General features: G+C 72.4%; 13 protein-coding genes. 7 read left to right on the top strand and 6 right to left on the bottom strand.

Annotation, left to right across the window (positions count from 1 at the left end; all coding sequences use genetic code 11):
- Positions 1-31 precede the first annotated feature (31 nt).
- A complete protein-coding gene (gene nagZ / locus BLW17_RS12245; RefSeq protein ID WP_036734382.1) occupies positions 32-997 on the top strand; it encodes a beta-N-acetylhexosaminidase in 966 nt (321 codons plus the stop codon).
- A gap of 3 nt (positions 998-1,000) precedes the next feature.
- Here the strand turns inward: nagZ and BLW17_RS12240 are convergent, their stop codons facing one another.
- The gene (locus BLW17_RS12240) at positions 1,001-1,693 is read right to left on the bottom strand and encodes an HAD-IA family hydrolase (RefSeq protein ID WP_036734370.1); all 693 of its coding nucleotides are present in this window, start codon (positions 1,691-1,693) and stop codon (positions 1,001-1,003) included.
- 96 nt (positions 1,694-1,789) lie between these two features.
- On the opposite strand from BLW17_RS12240, the gene glmU reads away from it, so the two are divergent.
- From glmU to BLW17_RS12225, 3 genes are all read left to right on the top strand, one after another.
- A complete protein-coding gene (gene glmU / locus BLW17_RS12235) occupies positions 1,790-3,205 on the top strand; it encodes a bifunctional UDP-N-acetylglucosamine diphosphorylase/glucosamine-1-phosphate N-acetyltransferase GlmU (protein ID WP_269429086.1) in 1,416 nt (471 codons plus the stop codon).
- Positions 3,206-3,207: 2 nt separating this feature from the next.
- Entirely contained in the window at positions 3,208-5,025 is a 1,818-nt protein-coding gene (gene glmS / locus BLW17_RS12230) for a glutamine--fructose-6-phosphate transaminase (isomerizing) (protein ID WP_036734372.1), read from the top strand.
- A 170-nt stretch (positions 5,026-5,195) separates the two neighbouring features.
- Complete coding sequence (locus BLW17_RS12225) at positions 5,196-5,726, top strand: phosphatase PAP2 family protein (protein ID WP_052176458.1); 531 nt, start codon at positions 5,196-5,198, stop codon at positions 5,724-5,726.
- 830 nt (positions 5,727-6,556) lie between these two features.
- Here BLW17_RS12225 and urtE read toward each other — a convergent pair.
- The 5 genes from urtE to urtA form a co-directional block, all read right to left on the bottom strand.
- On the bottom strand, positions 6,557-7,258 hold the full coding sequence (gene urtE, locus BLW17_RS12220) for an urea ABC transporter ATP-binding subunit UrtE (RefSeq protein WP_036734375.1): 702 nt from the start codon (positions 7,256-7,258) through the stop codon (positions 6,557-6,559).
- A 14-nt stretch (positions 7,259-7,272) separates the two neighbouring features.
- Positions 7,273-8,013 carry an urea ABC transporter ATP-binding protein UrtD gene (urtD, locus tag BLW17_RS12215; protein WP_036734377.1) on the bottom strand — a complete coding sequence of 247 codons (741 nt, stop codon included), beginning with the start codon at positions 8,011-8,013 and terminating at the stop codon, positions 7,273-7,275.
- Positions 8,010-9,233, bottom strand: a complete 1,224-nt coding sequence (urtC, locus tag BLW17_RS12210) for an urea ABC transporter permease subunit UrtC (RefSeq protein WP_036712653.1) — start codon at positions 9,231-9,233, stop codon at positions 8,010-8,012. The genes urtD and urtC overlap by 4 nt, the downstream gene beginning before the upstream one ends.
- 15 nt (positions 9,234-9,248) lie before the next feature.
- Entirely contained in the window at positions 9,249-11,456 is a 2,208-nt protein-coding gene (urtB, locus tag BLW17_RS12205; RefSeq protein ID WP_244507332.1) for an urea ABC transporter permease subunit UrtB, read from the bottom strand.
- Positions 11,457-11,990: 534 nt separating this feature from the next.
- The gene (urtA, locus tag BLW17_RS12200) at positions 11,991-13,274 is read right to left on the bottom strand and encodes an urea ABC transporter substrate-binding protein (RefSeq protein ID WP_036707392.1); all 1,284 of its coding nucleotides are present in this window, start codon (positions 13,272-13,274) and stop codon (positions 11,991-11,993) included.
- A gap of 411 nt (positions 13,275-13,685) precedes the next feature.
- Between urtA and BLW17_RS12195 the strand changes: the two genes are divergently transcribed.
- From BLW17_RS12195 to BLW17_RS12185, 3 genes are read left to right on the top strand one after another with little or no spacing between them, the layout of a single operon-like run.
- Positions 13,686-14,846: an isovaleryl-CoA dehydrogenase gene (locus tag BLW17_RS12195; protein WP_036734028.1), complete on the top strand. Its 1,161-nt coding sequence runs from the start codon at positions 13,686-13,688 to the stop codon at positions 14,844-14,846.
- 54 nt (positions 14,847-14,900) lie between these two features.
- Positions 14,901-15,452, top strand: coding sequence for a lysozyme inhibitor LprI family protein (locus tag BLW17_RS12190; RefSeq protein ID WP_052176428.1), 552 nt, complete (start codon positions 14,901-14,903; stop codon positions 15,450-15,452).
- Positions 15,449-17,008, top strand: coding sequence for an AMP-binding protein (locus BLW17_RS12185; RefSeq protein ID WP_036734030.1), 1,560 nt, complete (start codon positions 15,449-15,451; stop codon positions 17,006-17,008). Before BLW17_RS12190 ends, BLW17_RS12185 begins: the two co-directional genes overlap by 4 nt.
- Positions 17,009-17,052: the final 44 nt, after the last annotated feature.

Below are 17,052 nucleotides of genomic sequence, written 5' to 3'. Positions count from 1 at the left end.
CGCGTCCCCGGGTCCGCGGCACGGCGCCACGATCCTCGGCGTCGAGGGTCTGACGCTCGGCGCGGACGAGCGCGCCTTCCTGCGCGACGCCGATCCCTGGGGCTTCATTCTCTTCGCCCGCAACGTCGCAGACCCCGCGCAGCTCGCGCGCCTGACCGCCGATCTGCGCGAGGCGGTGGGCCGCGACGCGGTGGTGATGGTCGATCAGGAGGGTGGGCGCGTCCAGCGCCTGACCGCGCCGCATTGGACCGACTGGCCTGCGGCGATGGATTCGGCCGCCGACGGCGCCCGCGCGGTGGCGCTGCGCCACCGGCTGATGGGGCAGGAACTGCGGGCGGTCGGCATCGACGCCGACGCCGCCCCCTGCCTCGACGTGGCGGACGCCGAGACCCATCCCTTCCTGCGCAACCGCTGCTTCGGCACCGACACCGACACCGTGGCCCGCATGGGCCGGGCGGCGGCCGACGGGCTCATGGCCGCGGGCGTGCTGCCGATCGTCAAGCACATGCCGGGGCACGGGCGGGCGCGGGTGGACAGCCACCACGACCTGCCGGTGCTCGACGTGGCGCTCGACGCGCTCGATGCCCGCGACTTCGCGCCGTTCCGGGCGCTCGCCGATCTGCCGCTGGGGATGACCGCGCATATCCGGTTGACGGCGCTCGATGACCGCCCGGCGACGGCCTCGCCGGCCGCCATAGCGCTGATCCGCGAGCGGATCGGGTTTGGCGGGCTTCTGATGAGCGACGACATCGGGATGAACGCGCTGTCCGGCACCCCGGCCGAGCGCGCCGCCGCCGCCATCGCCGCGGGTTGCGACCTCGTGCTGGTCTGCAACCTGACGCGGGCCGAGTTCGCCGCCGTGGCCGAGGCCGCAGGCCCGATGTCCGAAGCCGCCGCCGCCCGCGCGACGGCCGCTCTGGCCCGCCGCGGCCCGCCGGACGACGCCGACCCCGCCGCGCTCAGGGCCGAGCTCGACGCGCTGACCCGCCGCGCCTGAGCCTCAGCCGAGCCAGTCGCGCGCCAGCCCCGGCAGGGCCGCAAACTCCTCCAGCATCGCGTCCGGCCCGAGCCGCGCGATCCCCTCGCCCTCGGGTCCGAACCCGACCAGCGCCACCCGCACGCCCGCGGCGCGCGCGGTCCTGAGATCCGTCTCGGTGTCGCCGACCAGAAACGACCGCGCCACCGTGCCCCCGGCCCGCGCCACGCTTTCGGCGTAGGGGCGCGGGTCCGGCTTGCGCACCGGCAGCGTATCGGCCCCTACGAGCGCGGTGAACCGCTCCCGCACCCCCAGCGCGGCGAGCAGCCGCTCGGCCAGCGCCTCGGGCTTGTTGGTGCAGACGGCGAGCGCGTAGCCCGCCGCCGCCAGCGCCTCGAGTGCGGCCTCGGTGCCGGGATAAAGCCGCGTCGTGTCGGCAAGGCAGTTGCCGTAGTGGTCGAGCAGCAGCGGGAAATCCTCGTCCTCGGCGCCGGGCGGCAGCAGCATCTCGGCGGGCGCCCGCGCATAGCCCGCGCGCAGCATCGCCCGGCCGCCGTGAAAGGCGATGCCCGCATCCGCCACCGGGTCGAGCGGCCGCCCCAGCCCGCGCGCGGCCAGACAGGCGTTGGCCGCGGCGATGAGGTCGCCCGCCGTGTCGGCCAGCGTTCCGTCGAGGTCGAACACCACCGTCCCGCGATCCCTGCCGTTCTGCGTCACGCCCGTAACCTTTCGTCAAACCTTGTGAGCGGCCGCACCCTTTCACACCGCGCCCGGCGTGGCTAGAAGTCCCCGGACAAACGACGGGACGGCAGGATGATGGCGGACGAGCGCGCGGCCGGGCAGGGCCATTCGGAACATGTGGCCCCCGGGGACTCGCACGTCGCGTCCGCTGCGACGCAGCCGGTGGCGCTGGTGGTGCTGGCGGCGGGGCAGGGCAGCCGGATGCTGTCGGACCTGCCCAAGGTGCTGCACCGGCTGGGCGGCGTGCCGCTGGTCGGCCATGCCCTCGCCGCCGGGCGCAGCCTCGACCCCGCGCGGGTCGTCGTGGTCGCGGGGCACGGCGCCGAGGCGGTGACGAAGGCGGTCGGCAAGCTCGACCCCGAGGCGCAGGTGGCGCTGCAGGCCGAGCAGCTCGGCACCGGCCACGCGGTCGCGCAGGCGCTGCCGCTGCTCGAGGGGTTCGCGGGCCGGGTCGTGGTGCTTTACGGCGACACGCCCTTCATCTCGGCCGAGACGCTGGCGGCGCTGGCCGCGCACCCCGCCGACGTGGTCGTGCTGGGGTTCGAGGCCGCCGATCCCGGCCGCTACGGGCGGCTGATCGTCAAGGGCGACACGCTCGACCGGATCGTCGAGTTCAAGGATGCCGACGAGGCGACCCGGCAGGTCGCGCTCTGCAATTCGGGCGTCATGGCGGTCGAGGCGGCGCTGCTGGCCGAGCTCGTCGGCCGGCTCGGCAACGACAACGCGGCCGGCGAATACTACCTCACCGACATCGTGGGCCTTGCCCGCGCCGAGGGACGCACGGCGGCCGTGGTGACCTGCGACGAGGCCGAGACGCTGGGGATCAACACCCGCGCCGAACTCGCCGCCGCCGAGGCCGCGTTCCAGGCCCGCAAGCGCGCCGAGGCCGTCGAGGCGGGCGTGGCGCTGGCCGACCCCGCGACGGTCTGGTTCGCCCCCGACACCGCCATCGGCCGCGATGCGGTGATCGGGCAGAACGTGGTGTTCGGCCCCGGCGTGACGGTCGAGAGCGGGGCCGAGATCCTGCCCTTCTGCCATCTCGAGGGCTGCCACGTCAGCGCCGGCGCCACGGTCGGCCCGTTCGCCCGGCTGCGCCCGGGCGCGGAACTCGGCGGCGACGTCCATGTCGGGAACTTCGTCGAGATCAAGAACAGCGTGCTCGACGCCGGCGTGAAGGTCGGCCACCTGACCTATCTCGGCGACGCCCATGTGGGCGAGCGCGCCAACATCGGCGCGGGCACGGTGACCTGCAACTATGACGGCGTCGGCAAGCACCGGACCGAGATCGGCGCGGACGCCTTCATCGGATCGGACACGATGCTGGTGGCGCCGGTGCGTGTGGGGGCGCGGGCGATGACCGGTTCGGGCTCGGTGATCACGGCCGACATCCCCGACGACGCGCTGGGGCTCGGCCGCGCCCGGCAGGTGACGAAACCCGGCCTCGCGGCCCGCATCATGCAGGCGCTGCGCGCCGCAAAGGGACGATAATCATGTGTGGAATCATCGGCATCCTAGGCAACCATCAGGTCGGGCCGCAACTGGTCGAGGCGCTGCAGCGGCTCGAATATCGCGGCTATGACAGCGCCGGGGTGGCGACGGTGGACGACGCCGGCCGCCTCGACCGCCGCCGCGCGGTGGGCAAGCTCGTCAACCTGTCGGACCGGCTGGTGCTCGACCCGCTCGAGGGGCGCAGCGGGATCGGCCACACCCGCTGGGCCACCCACGGCGCTGCGACCGAGGGCAATGCCCACCCGCACCGCCACGGCCCGGTCGCGGTCGTCCACAACGGCATCATCGAGAACTTCCGCGAGCTGCGCGCCGAGCTTGCGGCCGAGGGGATCGTCCCCGAAAGCGAGACCGACACCGAGACCGTGGCGCTGTTGACCGGGCACCACATGGCCCAGGGCATGGCGCCGCTCGAGGCGGTGCGGGCGACGCTTTCGCGGCTGCGCGGGGCCTTCGCGCTCGCGTTCCTCTTCGAGGGCGAGGGGGACCTGATGATCGGCGCCCGCAAGGGCAGCCCGCTGGCGCTTGGGCATGGCGAGGGCGAGATGTTCCTCGGCTCGGACGCCATCGCGCTCGCGCCCTTCACCGACCTCGTGACCTATCTCGAGGACGGCGATCACGTGGTCCTGACCCGCGGCGGCGCGCAGGTCTATGATGCCGAGGGGCGGCTGGTGAACCGCGAGGCCGCGCGCATCGACGTGGGCACGACCGCCATCGACAAGGGCGGCTACCGGCATTTCATGGCCAAGGAGATCGCCCAGCAGCCCGGCGTGCTGGCCGACGCGCTGTCGCATTACATCAAGGACGGGCGGATCGTCCTCCCGGAGACCGTCGATTTCACCGGCGTCGAGCGCGTCACGCTGGTCGGCTGCGGCACCGCCTATTACGCCGCCTGGGTGGCGAAATACTGGTTCGAGCGGATCGCGGGCCTCCCGGCCGAGGTCGATGTCGCCTCGGAGTTCCGCTACCGCGAGCCGCCGCTGTCGCCGCGCTCGTGGGCGATCTTCGTCAGCCAGTCGGGCGAGACGGCGGACACGCTCGCGGCGCTGCACTACTGCAAGGACAAGGTGGCGCGGACGCTCGGCGTGGTGAACGTGGGCACCTCGGCCATCGCGCGCGAGGCCGATGTGGCGCTGCCGATCATGGCGGGGGTCGAGGTCGGCGTGGCCTCGACCAAGGCCTTCACCTGCCAGCTCGCGGTGCTGGCGGTGCTGGCGCTCAAGGCGGCGCAGGATCGCGGCGTGCTGGACCCGGCGTCGCTCTCGGCGCATCTGGATGACCTGCTGTCGATCCCGGCGCTGGTCAGCCAGGCGGTGGGGACGAGCGACGACTGCAAGCGGCTGGCGGGCTGGCTGTCCGAGGCGCAGGACGTGCTGTTCCTCGGCCGCGGGGCGCTGTATCCCATCGCCCTCGAGGGAGCGCTGAAGCTCAAGGAAATCAGCTACATCCACGCCGAAGGTTACGCGTCGGGCGAACTCAAGCACGGGCCCATCGCGCTGGTGGACCGGATGGTACCGGTGGTGGTCGTGGCGCCGTCCGACCCGCTGTTCGAGAAGACCGTCTCAAACATGCAGGAGGTGATGGCGCGGCAGGGGCCGGTGCTGCTCGTCTCGGACGCCGAGGGGATCGCCGCGGCGGGCGAGGGGGTGCACGCGGCGCTCACGATGCCGGCCGGGGGCGGGGCGTTCGCGCCGATCGTGCATGCGGTGCCGATGCAGCTGCTGGCCTATCACACGGCGGTCGCCAAGGGGACCGACGTGGACCAGCCGCGCAACCTCGCCAAGTCGGTGACGGTCGAGTAACGCCGCCCCGCGACCCGGGACACGGCGATGCACGATCCCTGCAGGGTTCGTGCATCGTTCATGCGATGTTCATGCACAGTTCATGCGAATGCCACGCGGCGTGACAGGCCGCGGTGCAACCCGAGCGGCGCGTCGCGGGTTCGGTGGCGGCATCGCAAGGGGATCAGGCCATGAACGACCGCACAACCCGCGACACGGGCGCGCCGAAGGGAGTGCTCGCCGGGCGGCCGCGGCTGGCCGAGGGCGGGGTGCGGGCGTTCCTCGCCCTGACCGTGGCAATCCAGACCAAGGCTGCGATCAAGAAGGCGGTGGTGCGCACCCGGCCCTACAAGCTGCTGGACGAGGGGCATTACGAGACTGGCGTCGGCGGGCCGGATGAGCATCCCTACAACTCGTTTCCCTCGGGCCACACCGCGGATGCCTTTGCCGCGGCGCAGGCGATCGGGCGGGTAGCGCCGGGGCTGCGCGGTCCGGCGCTGGGGCTCGCGGCGCTGATCGGGCTGGTCCAGGTGCCGCGCGCGACGCATCACCTCGCGGATGTGGTGGCAGGCGCGGCGGTCGGCGTCGCCGCCGAGGCCGCCGTCGCGGCCGCGATGGGGGTGATCCCGCCCGAGCAGATGCGTCGGGTTCGGATGGGCGTGGCGCGGCGGGCGTGGCTGCCAGGCGCGGGGCGTGGTGAGAAGCGGACGGGTCGGGGGTGAGCGGTGAGGGAGGGCGGTGTCACCGCGTGACGTTGAGAGATGCCGGGCGTGCCATGCGGCCTCCAGTCTGTAGCAGCGCTTTCGCGGCGCGCCATCCCCCGGGTTGGGGCGTGGATTCAGTTGGCGCGTGCCGGGGTGGCGGTCCTTTTAGGCGGCTTGGCCCGTCGGCCCTGCGGGCCGACCCCCCGGGATATTTGGGCAAGGAAGAATGGGCCGGTGGAGGGCGTCCATCGGAAGCACGCAGGCGGGACGGGGACGTCTCGATCAGGGTAATTGTTGCTGCCTTCTGTGCCGAGATCCGGCAAGAAAGCGGGGGCGCACATTATTCGCCTAGCGGGTTGGACGCGCAGGGGTGCAATGGTGCCGGACGCGCGCCGCTCCCGCAATCGGACGAGAGGGATGGTGGGAACGGTCGGTGCTGGGCGTGTTGTCCGAGAGGGCGCGTTGGTGCGCATGACACGCGTGGCGGCCGCGATCCGGCGAGAGAGACGGGACCATCACTCCGCGCCCAGCTTGTTGACGGGTAGGGGGCGCTATCACGCCGAGCACCCTGCGCTGCCGGTAGTCCCGCGCTCAGAGGCCTTTGGCGGTGTGCCGAACGATGCTATCGCTTTGACGTGCGGCCGGTTCCTCAAAACGCATGGCTGCCTCGTGGGATCGCCTCCGATCTGCGCCATTGCAAACTAAGGTGTGCGAAAATCGGTGCGGGCAAGCAAGCAGACCTTAGGAATAAGGCAGATCGTCTATGACCCGCACGCCATCGCACGCCAAGCCGACCTCGCCCGGCGCAGGCACCATGCACCGCCCTCACCCCTCCTCCCCCAGCCACCTCACCCCATCGCCGACAGGCGCTGCCGCACCGCCTCGCGCTCCACCTCGCCCCGTGGGCCTGCGAGCACCGCGCGCCCGCGGTCCATCACCGTGATGCGGTCGCCGAGTGACCAGGCGAAGTCGAAATACTGCTCGACCAGCACGATCGCCATCTCGCCCGCGTCGCGCAGCGCGGTGATGACCCGGCCGATCTGGGCGATGATGTTGGGCTGGATGCCCTCGGTCGGCTCGTCCATCAACAGCACCTTCGGCCGGATCACCAGCGCCCGGGCGATGGCGAGCTGCTGCTGCTGGCCGCCCGACAGGTCGCCGCCGCGGCGGTGGGCCATCTCGGCCAGCACCGGGAAGCTGTCATAGATCGCATCCGGCACCCGCCGCGCGCCGCGGGGCAGGCAGCCGAGCCCGGTCTCGAGGTTCTCGCGCACCGTCAGCATCGGAAAGATCGCCCGCCCCTGCGGCACATAGGCCACGCCCCGCCGCGCCATGCCCTGCGCCGTCACCCGCCCCAGCCGCTCGCCCATCAGCCGCAGCTCGCCGCCCGAGCGGGGGTGGCGCCCGGCCAGCAGGTTCATCAGCGAGGTCTTGCCCACGCCGTTGTTGCCCATCACGCAGGCGACCTCGCCCGGGGCGGCGCTCAGCGACACGCCGTGCAGGATCTGGCTGCCGCCATAGTGCAGCGTCACGTTCTCGGCCTCGATCATGGTGGTTCCCTTCCCTAGCGCCCCAGATAGACGTCGATCACCTGCGCATTGGCCGAGACGTGGTCGAGCGACCCCTCGGCCAGCACCGCGCCCTGGTGCAGCACGGTGACCTTGCAGTCGAGGCGGCGCACGAACTCCATGTCATGCTCGACCACCACCACGGCGCGGGTCTCGGCCAGGCGGCGCAAGAGCGCCGTGGTCGCCTCGCGCTCGGCGAGCGTCATGCCGGCGGCGGGCTCGTCCACCAGCAGCAGCCGCGGCTCGGACGCGAGCAGCATTCCGATCTCGAGCCATTGCTTCTGCCCGTGGGACAGCTCGCCCGCCTTGCGGTGAAGCTGGTCCCCCAGCCCGACCTCGGCCGCAAGCGCCGCCACGCGGGCGCGGCTGGCGGGCGTCGGGCGCCAGCGCAGCACCGCCAGCGGCCCCCGCGCGGCCTTGAGCGCGAGGGTCAGGTTCTCGGCCACGCACTGATCCTCGAACACCGTGGGGCGCTGGAACTTGCGGCCGATGCCGGCGCGGGCGATCCGCGCCTCGGACATCCCGACGAGCGAGACCGAGCGTTCGCCCCACAGCACGTCGCCCGTGTCGGGGCGGGTCTTGCCGGTCACGATGTCCATGAAGGTGGTCTTGCCGGCGCCGTTCGGGCCGATGATGGCGCGCAGCTCGGCCGGGCCGATGGCGAAGGACAGGCCGTTGATGGCGCGGAACCCGTCGAAGGTCTTGCTGACGCCGGAAACTTCAAGAAGCGCGCTCATGCCTGGGCCTCGCGTTCGCGCAGCGCGCCGAGGTCGGGGCCGAGGTCGGCGCCGTGCCGGCGTGGGGGGCGCAGGCGCATGAGCGCATCCCAGAGCGACGAGAGCCCGCGCGGCGCCAGCAGGGTCACGGCGACGAAGCCGAAGCCGAGCAGCACCTGCCACCAGTCCACCCAGCGGATGGTCAGCGGCCCGAGGGTGAGGTCGGGGGCGCGGCCGCCGGTGAACCAGCTCGACAGCAGCGACACGGCGATGGCGCCGACGATGGCGCCGTAGATGCGCCCGCGCCCGCCGATCGCCACCCAGACGGCGAGGTAGATCGAGGCGATGGGCATCAGCTCGGCCGGGTTGATGATCCCCGCCTGCGGGTAGTAGAGCGCGCCGGCCACCCCGCAGATCATCGCCGAGAGCGTGAAGACGGTCAGCTTGAAGGTCTCGACCGGGTAGCCGAGGAAGCGCACCCGCGCCTCGTCGTCGCGGATGGCGCGGATCACGCTGCCGAACTTGCCGCCGGTGATCCAGGTCGCGAGCACCATCCCGCAGGCGAGCGCGAAGGCGGACGCCCAGAGGAAGCGGATCGAGATCACCGATTGCGGCACGTCGGCCGCGCCGGGGATGTTCTGCAAGCCCGACAGCCCGTTGTTGCCGCGAAAGCCCGCGTCGTTCTGGAAGAGCCACAGCGCCAGCGCCAGCGTCATCGCCTGGGTGAGGATCGAGAGATAGACCCCGTTCACCCGCGCCCGGAAGGCGAGCCAGCCGAAGAGCGCGGCGAGCAGTCCCGGCACGGCGAGGACCAGCACGAGTTGCGCGGGCAGGGAGTGGGCGAACGTCCAGCTCCACGGCAGGTCGGTCGAGCCGACGACGCCGAAGATCTGCGCCGCGGTGCCCTGCGCCAGTTCGGCGGGGGTCGGCGGGATGGGGGCGGTGGCGAGGGTGGCGGCGACGCCCTCGGCGGTGCGGGCATACATCAGCCACTGGCCGATCATGTAGCCGCCGAGCGCGAAGAAGGCCATGTGGCCGAGCGACAGGATCCCCGCGTAGCCCCAGACGAGGTCCATCGCCACGGCGGCGAGCGCGAGGCAGAGGGTCTTGCCCAGAAGCTTGACGGTCGAGGTGGCGAGGGTGCCCGAGCCGTAGGCCTCGGACCCCAGCGTGATGGCGAGCGTGGCGAGCGCCAGCAGCAAGAGCGCGGTGAGCAGCGCGGGGTGGCGGCGGATCAGCATGGGTGGGCCCCTCCCTCAGGCCGCGGCGGCCCGGCCCCGCTGCGGCATGATCCCGCGCGGCCGGAACTGGATGAAGACGATGATGAAGAGGATCATGAAGGTCTGGGCGGCGAGCGTGTTGCCGGGGTTCATGACCTCGATCCCCTTCTGCAGCCCGCCGATCAGCGCGGCCCCGGCGAGCGTCCCCCAGATGTTGCCGACCCCGCCCACGACGACCGTCATGAAGCTCTGCACGATGTAGTCGCTGCCGAGTTCCGAGGTGACCTTGGCGAAGAGGCCGATGGCGACGCCCGCGATGCCGGCGATGCCGGAGCCCAGGCCGAAGGTCAGCATGGCGATGCGGTCGGGGTCGATCCCCATGCTGGCCGCCATGCCGGGATTCTGGGTCACGGCGCGGACCTGCAGCCCCAGGCGGGTGCGGTTCATGATGACCACGAACAGGGCGAGGAACATGAGCGCCAGGACGAAGATCGCCACCCGGATCGACGAGATCTGGATCGTCTCGCCCCAGCCGACCGACCCCTCGAGCCAGGCGGGCGCGGTCAGCGGCCGGGCCTGGGTGCCGAACACGTTCTTGGCGATCTGCTGCAGCGCGATGGACACCCCGAAGGTCGCCAGCAGCGTCTCGAGCGGGCGGCGGGCGAGGCGGCGGATGACGACGCGGTAGAGCACCACCCCGGCCAGCGCGGTGACGAGGAACGCCGCCGGCAGCGCCACGATCAGGGACAGCGTGCGGTTGGCGATCAGCGTCTGGACGACGTAGCCGGTATAGGCGCCCATCATGATGAACTCGCCATGCGCCATGTTGATGACGCCCATGACGCCGAAGGTGATGGCGAGGCCGATGGCGGCGAGGAAGTAGATCGAGGCCAGCGACAGCGCGTCGAGCGCGAGGTCGGCGGCCTGCGCCGCGCCCTGCCGGACCGCCATGCCGCGCAGGGCGGCGCGGGCGGCGTCGGTGACGGCGGGGTCCGGCTCGACATAGACATCGGCGAAGCGGTGGGCGGCCAGCGCCGCGTCGATCTCGGCGGTGGTGGCGGCGTCGGGGACACGGCCTGCGGCGGCGAGCGCCTCGTAGGCGGCATCGCGGCGGGCGGGGTCCGAGAGGTCCGCGACGGGCACCCCGCCCACGGCGCCGTCGGCGAGATGGGCGGCGAGCGCGGCCTTCTGCGCGGCGGGGTCGAGGGGCGCGGGGGCGAGGCCCTGGTCCACGAGCAGCGCATAGGCGGCCTCGCGCCCGATGTCCTCGCCCGGCGTCAGGGTGGCGGCGACGTTGGCGCCCTCGGGCAGGGCGGGGGCGGCGATGCGGGTCGTGGCGAGCAGCGGGTTCAGGACCGCCTGGAAATCCGCGCCGGTGTCGCGGCCGAAGCTGTCGATGGCGGCGAGGCGGGCGGTCTGCTGGGTGTCGAAGCGGACCGTGAGCAGTCGCCCCAGCCGGTCGCGGCGCTGGGCGAGGGCCGGGTCACGCTCGGGCGCGGCCGAGCGGATGGCGGCGAGATGCGCGGCCTCGGGCGCCCGCGCGATGGCGTCGAGCGCCGCGGCGCGCCGGGCCGGGTCGGGGTCCGAGAGCTGCGCGGGCACCAGTGCCGCGGCGATCAGCGCCCGGACGCCCGAGTTGGGTTTCAGCACCTCCCACTCGGCGGTGACCGGGGCGCCGGTGAGGGCATCGGTGGCGGTGTCGGGCGTGTCGGCCGCGACGATGACGAAGCGGCCGTCTGGGGTGCGGCCGAGGCGGCGGTCCTGCCAGGCGGAGAGCACCTCGGCCCCGCCGGCGGCGGCGAGGGCGGCGATGGCGGGGGCGACGGTCTGGCGCGAGGGGCGGGCGATCTGGTCGGCGTGCGTGGCGAGCGCCTCGGCGAGGGGGGCGGACGTGGCTGCCGGGAAAGGCGCAGGGTCGGGGGCAGGGCCAGCGGAGGGCGCTGCGGCGGCGGCCGGTGCGGGGTCGGCCGGGGTCGCCGGGGAGGCGGCCGGCGCGGCGGCGGGGGCCGATGCGGCCGGGGTCGCCGGGGATGGGGTGGCGTCGCCGACTGGGGAAGCGGGCGGCGCGGCGGCAAGGGCCGGTGGGAGGTCAGCCGTGGTCGCGGGTGCGGGCTCGGCGGCAGTCGGGGACGGCGCGGGCGTGGCCAACGGCGCTTCGACCGGCGTCTCCGAGGTGACCTGAGCCATCGCGGGAAGGACGGGGAGCGCGAGCAGCACGAGAAGGGCGTGGATCAGGGGACGCATGGACCTGCCGAGGTTCAGGAAGGGGGGCCTCGCCCCGCGCTACCGTGAGGCGCTGCGGGGCGGGGCGGCGGTAAGGCGCGGGCCACGAGGGTGGCCCGAGCCGGGATCGGGGCGCGAGGCGATCAGGGCGCAGGGCGGTCTGAGCGAACCGCGCCGGGGGCGGGCGAGGCCGGGCGTGCCGGGTTGCCGGATCGCGAGGCCGAGGCGCTGGTCAGGCGGACCGGGCGCCGCCCGTGCGGCGATCTGGCCGAGGGTGGCGAGGGCTGCGTTCAACCGACTGTCTGTCGCCACTCTTGGACGCTGACCGGCGGGTTCCCTGTCGCGCCACCTTGGACGTCCAACCGAGCGGACCTTGGACCGGACGCTCCGCGGGGATCGTGCGGACGTTGGGCCAGCCGCTCCGCAGATGCCGGGGGACCGCGCGAGAAACCCGGATCACCCCCGCAACTCCAAAGTGACCCGACCCATCCGACCCACCGGCGGCACCGGCAACCCGGAAGCAGGGGCGGCGCGCGGGACGCCGCCCCGTTCCCGTCAGTAGTTCGACTTCACCTGCACGCAGCTTTGCGTCTCGGTGTTCCACATCCCGCATTTCTTGCCCGGCCAGTCGGCGTCGAGCTTGGCGCTCTCGGGCAGGAAGTCGGTCCAGGCGTCGCCGGCGACCGGCTCGGTCTGGCTCACGATGTCGAACTGGCCGTCGTCGCGGATCTCTCCGATCAGCACCGGTTTGGTCAGGTGGTGGTTGGGCAGCACCTTGGCCACGCTGCCGGTCAGGTTCGGCACCTCGACCCCGACGATCGCGTCCAGCACCTTGTCGGTGTCCGTCGACCCGGCCTTCTCGACCGCCTTGACCCAGGCCTCGAAGCCGAGCTTCGTCGCCTCCATCGGGTCGTTGGTCACGCGCTTCTCGTTGCCGGTGAACTTGTGCCAGCCCTCGATGAAGGCCTTGTTCTCGGGCGTGTCGGCCGACTGGAAGTAGTTCCAGGCCGCGAGGTGACCGGCAAGGTTCTTGGTGTCGAGGCCAGACAGCTCCTCCTCACCCACCGAGAAGGCCATGACCGGGATGTCCTCGGCCGAGACGCCGGCGGCGGCGAGCTCCTTGTAAAAGCCCACGTTGGCGTCGCCGTTGATGGTCGAGACGACGCCGACCTTCTTGCCGTCCTTGCCGAGCGCCACCACGTCGGCGACGATCTTGGACCAGTCCGAGTGGCCGAAGGGGGTGTAGTTCACGAAGATGTCGCCCTGCGCCACGCCCTTCGACTTGAGGTAGCTTTCAAGGATCGTGTTGGTGGTGCGCGGATAGACGTAGTCGGTCCCGAGCAGCGCCCATTTCTCGACCCCCAGCTCGTCGGCCATGTAGTCCACGGCCGGGATCGCCTGCTGGTTCGGGGCGGCGCCCGTGTAGATGACGTTCTTCGAGGATTCCTCGCCCTCGTACTGCACAGGGTAGAAGAGCAGGCCGTTCAGTTCCTCGACGACCGGCAGCACCGACTTGCGGCTGACGCTGGTCCAGCAGCCGAAGATCGCGTCCACGCCCTGCACCGAGATTAGCTCGCGCGCCTTTTCGGCAAAGAGCGGCCAGTCCGAGGCGGGGTCGACGACCACGGCCTCGATCTTCTTGCCCAGCAGCCCGCCCTTGGCGTTCTGCTGATCGACCATCATCAGAACCGTGTCCTTGAGCGTGGTTTCCGAGATCGCCATGGTGCCGGAGAGCGAGTGCAGCACGCCGATCTTGATCGTGTCGTCGGCCGCCGCGGCCGGTCCGGCGAGCGCCAGCGCCAGCGCGGCGCCGGCCATGAGGTGAGTGTAGCGGTTCATCCTGTCCCCTGTTCGCGGGCCGCGCCCCCCCCGTCCGCCCGCGGCAGGCGGGGCGGTGCAGGGTGAGTGCACGGTCGATTCGGTCTTTTTGGCAGCGGGCGGGCGGTCCGTCCCGGCAGGCTCGGGCGGCGCCCTTTGCACCTGCAGAAAGCCCGGCCCCGCGGCATGCGGCAACGCGGCACGACGCTATCGCGGCGCGGATTCCGCCTGTGGCGCTTTTCCGGTCGCGCTGCTGCGGGGGTTGCCGCCAAAACGGGCAGGCGGCGTTTCGCGCGGCGTGCGCGCGGCGCTGCGAAACCGCTTGCCGGGCGGGGCGGTCCGGCCGCTAAACTCTCTTGACCGGTGGGGGCGGGGTGCGTCATAACGCCGGTATATGAACGGCCGTTCAATAACCGGGGAGGGGTTGCGCCGATGTTCACGCGCGGGATGGAATTCGATCTGGGCGAGGATGTGGGCGCGCTGCGCGAGATGGTGCACCGCTGGGCGCAGGACCGGCTGGGCCCGATCGCCGGTCGCGTGGACCGCGACAACGTCTATCCGGCCGAGCTGTGGCGCGAGATGGGCGAGCTGGGCCTGCTCGGGATCACCGTCCCCGAGGAATACGGCGGCACCGGCATGGGCTATCTCGCCCACACCGTCGCGGTCGAGGAGATCGCCCGCGTCTCGCCGTCGATCAGCCTCAGCTACGGGGCGCACTCGAACCTGTGCGTCAACCAGCTGAAGCTGAACGGGACCGACGAGCAGAAGCGGAAATACCTGCCCAAGCTCTGCTCGGGCGAGCACGTCGGTGCGCTCGCCATGTCCGAGGAAGGCGCGGGCTCGGACGTGGTCGGGATGAAGCTTCGGGCCGAGAAGCGGAACGGCTATTACGTCCTCAACGGCTCGAAATACTGGATCACCAACGGACCGGACGCCGACACGCTGGTCGTCTATGCCAAGACCGACCCCGAGGCGGGCAGCAAGGGCATCACCGCCTTCATCGTCGAGAAGGGGATCAAGGGGTTCACCCAGGGGCCGCATTTCGACAAGCTTGGGATGCGCGGGTCGAACACGGGCGAGCTGATCTTCGACAACGCAGAGGTGCCGTTCGAGAACGTCCTCGGCGCCGAGGGCAAGGGCGTGCGGGTGCTGATGTCGGGCCTCGACTACGAGCGCCTCGTGCTGTCGGGAATCGGCACGGGCATCATGGCGGCCTGCCTCGACGCGGTGCTGCCCTATGCGCGCGAGCGGCGGCAGTTCGGCCAGCCGATCGGGAACTTCCAGCTCATGCAGGGCAAGATCGCCGACATGTATGTCGCGATGAACACCGCCAAGGCCTATGTCTACGAGGTCGCCAAGGCCTGCGACGCGGGCAAGGTCACGCGGCAGGACGCGGCGGGGGCGGTGCTCTATGCCTCGGAACAGGCGATGGTGCAGGCCCACCAGGCGGTGCAGGCGCTTGGCGGGGCGGGGTTCCTGAACGATTCGACCGTGAGCCGGCTCTTCCGCGACGCCAAGCTGATGGAGATCGGCGCCGGGACCAGCGAGATCCGGCGGATGCTGATCGGCCGCGAGCTGATGGCGCTGGAGTGATGCGGGCGGGCCCGGCCCCTGCGAGGCACGCGCGTGCGCCGCGGACCCGGTGCGATGCGGGGCGGTAGTCTCGCCCTGCTGGCGCTGCTGGGCGGCGCCCCGGCGCTGGCGCAAGCGCCGGCACCCGAGGGCACGCCGGCCGAGGATGCGGCGGCGCTGGAGGCCTGCGTGAGCGAGGCCGAGGACGCCCATGCTTGCATCGGGGTTCTGTCGAGCGGCTGTCTAGGGGATCAGGCCGGGACGGTCGAGACGGTGGCAGCCTGCTATGACCGCGAGCGGGCGGCGTGGCAGGGTCGGCTCGACGCGGCGCTGGTGAGCCTGCGGGGCGATGCCGCCGCGGCGGATGCGGTGGGCGCGGCGCCCGAGCCCGGGATGGCCGGGACAGTGCCGACCGCGGCCCCCGCCGCCCCGCCGGGGCCGCGGCTTTCGGCGCTGACCCGGGCGCAGGACGCCTGGGCGGCGTGGCGGGCGGCGGAATGTGCGTGGTATGCGCAGGGTTTCGACCCCGAGGCCGCCACCGTCGCCACCGCCGAGTGCCGGATGCGCGGGGTGGCGCAGCGGGTGCTCTCGCTCGAGCCGCAGGGGCAGGCGGTGACGGGGCCATGACCATGCTGCGCCCGACCCTGCCGGACGGCGATTACGACACCGCCCGCGCGGCGTTCCGCTGGGCCCTGCCGGCGCGGATGAACATGGGCGCGCAGGTGGTCGATGCCCCCGCCGCAGCCGACCCCGAAGCGCCGGCGGTGCTGGACTGGGCCGAGGGCCGGGTGGCGGTCACGACGCGGGCCGCGCTGCGCGGCATGACCGACCGGCTGGCGCACGCGCTCGCCGCCGCGCCGGGGGCGCGGATCGGGGTGCTGCGCACCCAGTCGGCCTGGACCACGGCCGCCCATGCGGCGATCTGGAAATCCGGCGCGATCTCCGTGCCGCTCTTCAAGCTCTTCGGGGATGAGGCGCTGCGGCTGCGGCTGGGCGATGCGGGGATCGAGACGGTGATCACCGACCCCGAGGGGCGGGCGATGCTCGCGCCCTTCGGCCTCAGGGTGATCGTCCCCGAGGAGGACGTGCTGCCCGACGCCGGCCCCTTGGCCGCCGCCGCGACCTGTCCCGAGGACCCGGCGGTGATGATCTACACCTCGGGCACCACCGGCGCGCCCAAGGGGGCGCTGCACGGGCACCGGATGCTCGTCGGCCATCTGCCGGGCGTCGAGATGAGCCACGACCGCCTGTGCCCCGGCGCGGACGTGCTGTGGACCCCGGCCGACTGGGCCTGGATCGGCGGGCTCTTCGACGTGGCGATGCCGGCGCTGGCGCTCGGCATCCCGGTCGTGGCCGCCCGGCTGCCGCGGTTCGACGCGGACGCCGCCGCCCGGGTGATCGCGGATTGCGGCGTGACTGCGGCCTTCCTGCCGCCGACCGCGCTCAGGATGCTGCGGGCAGCAGGGGCGCGGATCGGCGGCCTGCGCTCGGTCGCCTCGGGCGGCGAGACGCTGGGCGCCGAGATGCTCGACTGGGGCCGCGAGGCGCTGGGGCTGACGATCAACGAGTTCTACGGCCAGACCGAGTGCAACATGGTCGCCTCGTCCGCGGCCTCGCTGTTTCCGCCCCGGCCGGGGAGCATCGGCAAGCCGGTGCCGGGTTTCGACGTGCAGGTGATCGACGCGGGCGGAACGCCCACGACGGGCGAGGGCGACATCGCCATCCGCCGCGGGGCGGGCTCGATGTTCCTCGGCTACTGGCAGAACCCCGCGGCGACGGACGGGAAGTTCCGCGGCGAGTGGATGCTGACCGGCGACCGCGGGGTGATCGAGGACGGCTATCTGCGCTTCGTCGGGCGCGACGACGACGTGATCACCTCGGCCGGCTATCGCATCGGCCCGTCCGAGATCGAGGATGTGCTGCTCAAGCACCCCGCCGTCGCCGCCGCGGGGGTGATCGGGCGCCCCGATCCGCTGCGGACCGAGATCGTGGTGGCCTATGTCGTGCTGCGCGCGGGGCAGGCGCCCTCGGACGCGCTCGCCGCGGAACTGCAGGACCACGCCCGCGTCCATTGCGCGGCGCATTCCTATCCGCGCGAGGTGCGGTTTCTCGACGCCCTGCCGACTACCGTCACCGGCAAGGTGATGCGGCGCGAGCTGCGCCGGCTGGCGGAGGCGTCATGAGCGCCCCTCGCTCCCTTGAAACGAGACGACGCGCCACGGGGGCG

The organism is Paracoccus sanguinis (genome assembly GCF_900106665.1).
In the GTDB taxonomy this organism is placed as follows: Bacteria; Pseudomonadota; Alphaproteobacteria; order Rhodobacterales; family Rhodobacteraceae; genus Paracoccus; species Paracoccus panacisoli.
Note: the sequence above shows the minus strand (reverse complement) of the source record. Positions and strands in the feature narration are given on the sequence as shown.

Coding starts and splice junctions, on each gene's coding strand:
- urtE (WP_036734375.1), bottom strand. CDS start 7,258: ATGATCGAGGCCGAGAACGTGACGCTGCACTATGGCGGCAGCCAGATC.
- urtA (WP_036707392.1), bottom strand. CDS start 13,274: ATGAACCGCTACACTCACCTCATGGCCGGCGCCGCGCTGGCGCTGGCG.
- BLW17_RS12185 (WP_036734030.1), top strand. CDS start 15,449: ATGACCATGCTGCGCCCGACCCTGCCGGACGGCGATTACGACACCGCC.
- urtC (WP_036712653.1), bottom strand. CDS start 9,233: ATGCTGATCCGCCGCCACCCCGCGCTGCTCACCGCGCTCTTGCTGCTG.
- BLW17_RS12190 (WP_052176428.1), top strand. CDS start 14,901: ATGCGGGGCGGTAGTCTCGCCCTGCTGGCGCTGCTGGGCGGCGCCCCG.
- BLW17_RS12195 (WP_036734028.1), top strand. CDS start 13,686: ATGTTCACGCGCGGGATGGAATTCGATCTGGGCGAGGATGTGGGCGCG.
- glmS (WP_036734372.1), top strand. CDS start 3,208: ATGTGTGGAATCATCGGCATCCTAGGCAACCATCAGGTCGGGCCGCAA.
- glmU (WP_269429086.1), top strand. CDS start 1,790: ATGATGGCGGACGAGCGCGCGGCCGGGCAGGGCCATTCGGAACATGTG.
- urtB (WP_244507332.1), bottom strand. CDS start 11,456: ATGCGTCCCCTGATCCACGCCCTTCTCGTGCTGCTCGCGCTCCCCGTC.
- urtD (WP_036734377.1), bottom strand. CDS start 8,013: ATGAGCGCGCTTCTTGAAGTTTCCGGCGTCAGCAAGACCTTCGACGGG.
- BLW17_RS12225 (WP_052176458.1), top strand. CDS start 5,196: ATGAACGACCGCACAACCCGCGACACGGGCGCGCCGAAGGGAGTGCTC.